The organism is Caballeronia sp. J97 (assembly GCF_905220305.1).
Taxonomy (GTDB): Bacteria; Pseudomonadota; Gammaproteobacteria; order Burkholderiales; family Burkholderiaceae; genus Caballeronia.
Genome location: NZ_CAJMZL010000080.1, coordinates 1 through 1,555, shown reverse-complemented (window position 1 = coordinate 1,555; position 1,555 = coordinate 1). Strand labels below are relative to the sequence as shown.

The window sequence follows — 1,555 nt, the reverse complement described above, 5'->3', positions numbered from 1 at the left end:
TGTAAGTCCCAAGTTCAAAAGTCGTGTTTGCGCCAAGTAGAGATGTCGTGTTTTGACGTAGGTTCGTTGCCAGACAAGCGTTTGAGGAGCGCTGGCGATGAACACGACCGGGACCATCACCATGTCGATGCACGAACTGGACCGACTCAGAGTGATTCAGGCAGTCGCCGAACGCCAACTCAAGCCAGGCCGTGCCGCCGAGCGGCTACGTCTGAGCGTGCGGCAGATCGAACGGCTCGTCTTGCGTTATCGTGCGGACGGTCCGCGCGGTCTGGTGTCCGGCAAGCGCGGACGCGCGAGTAATCACCGGTTGCCGGGCGGCGTGGCGCAGCGTGCGCTCGCGCTGATCCGTGAGCGCTATGCCGATTTTGGTCCGACGCTGGCGTGCGAGAAGTTACGGGAATGCCACAGTATCGAACTGGCCGTTGAGACGATTCGCTCCCTGATGACGGCTGCCGGCCTTTGGGTGCCTCGCAAACAGCGCCCACCGCGGATTCACCAGCCGCGCAACCGCCGCTCGTGTCTGGGCGAGTTAATCCAGATCGATGGTAGCGATCACCGCTGGTTCGAGGATCGCGCGCCGGCGTGCACGCTGTTGGTATTTATCGACGATGCGACGGGCCGGCTGATGACGCTGCATTTCACCGCCACCGAGTCGACCTTCAGCTATTTCGAGGCGCTATCGAAGTACCTGCGCGCGCATGGCAAGCCGATGGCGTTCTACAGCGACAAGGCGAGCGTCTTCTACGTCAAGAACCGCTCGCAAACCGCTGGCAAAGGGGTGACGCAGTTCGGGCGAGCCTTGTACGAACTGAACATTGATGCGTTCTGCGCAAATACGAGCCAGGCCAAGGGGCGTGTCGAGCGGGCCAACCTGACGCTGCAAGACCGGTTGGTCAAGGAGTTGCGTTTGCGCGGGATCAGCACCTGGGAGGCGGCCAATGCCTATGCGCCCTCCTTCATCGCTGATTTCAATCAACGTTTCGGCAAGCCGCCACGTAGCGACCACGACGCTCATCGGCTCCTGCGTGCTGAGGACGATTTGACGCAACTGCTGGCACATCGCGTCTGGCGCAAGGTCACGCACGCGCTGACGGTGCAATACGACCGGGTGATGTATCTGCTGGAAGACACGCCTGCCAATCGCCTATTGATTCACCAGCAAGTCGAGGTGGTCGAATACCCGAGTAGCTGCGTCGAGGTGCAGGCGGGCGGCGAGGTGCTTTCCTGCGGCACTTACGACCGTATTGCACGGATTGATCAGGGCGCGGAAGTCGAGAACAAGCGCTTGGCGCATGCACTCGAAGCCGCACGATTGCTGCAAGCCAAACGAGACGATCGTCGTGCGTGTGATGCACCGTCACGCACGCATCGCGGTGAACAGGTTCGAGCCAAGAAGGCGCTTGAAGGACTGAAGAAGCAACGTGCACTGAGCATCGCAGACATGAACGAAGCGATTCTCGAAGTCAGCGCAAAAGCAATGAGGGAACGGGGGGCGGCTGCGCCGCCCCAACCCCACAACCTGAACAGAAACATCCGTTCCAAACCCGACATC

General features: G+C 60.6%; 1 protein-coding gene. It reads left to right on the top strand.

Annotation, left to right across the window (positions count from 1 at the left end):
* Window positions 1-97: 97 nt before the first annotated feature.
* A partial coding sequence (locus U4Y90_RS35905) for an ISNCY family transposase (RefSeq protein WP_415749451.1) occupies window positions 98-1,555 on the top strand: 1,458 nt, incomplete at its 3' end.